This is a genomic window from Bradyrhizobium sp. PRIMUS42, from assembly GCF_023006515.1.
GTDB lineage: Bacteria > Pseudomonadota > Alphaproteobacteria > Rhizobiales > Xanthobacteraceae > Bradyrhizobium.
The window spans coordinates 1-558 of sequence record NZ_JALBGZ010001494.1; the positions used below are offsets into that span (position 1 = coordinate 1).

A 558-nucleotide genomic window follows, 5' to 3' on the forward strand; every position below is an offset into this window, starting at 1 on the left:
GGCGCCGGAACTGTCGCGCCAGATCCAGGACCAGGCCATGTGCTTTGCCGCGCGCAACGACATGATCGGGGTGCGCGTCAATTATCGCCTGGCCCCTTCGGCGACCTGGCCGATGGGGGCGACCGACGTGGCGGCGGCGCTGTCCTGGGTTCACGGCAATATCGACCTGTTCAACGGCGACGCCCGCGAGATCGTCGCGGTCGGCTACGGCGCCGGCGCCTTTCACGTTGCGACCCTGCTGGCGCATCCCGAACTCCAGGCCGATCGCGCCGATGTCGCCGCCGTCGTGCTGGTGTCCGGCATTTACCGCGCCGGCAAGGACGCCAGCGACAGCGAGAAGGCCTATCTCGGCAGCGACGCCAGCCAGTACAACAAGCGCTCGGTCTTCCCCGGCATCCTCAACGTCGATGTGCCGATCGTGCTGGCATGGGCCCCAGACGATTCCCCTGCCCTCGTGACGCAGGGCGAGACCCTGAAGAAGACGCTCTGCGGTGCCGGCCATTGTCCGCGCAGCACGCTGCTGCGCAGCCGCGACGGCATCGCCGCGGCGTTCGGCCT

General features: G+C 68.8%; 1 protein-coding gene. It reads left to right on the top strand.

Translation table 11 applies throughout. From position 1 onward, the window contains the following. On the top strand, positions 1 to 558 hold a 558-nt coding region (locus MOV75_RS41270; protein WP_247008636.1), incomplete at both ends, for an alpha/beta hydrolase.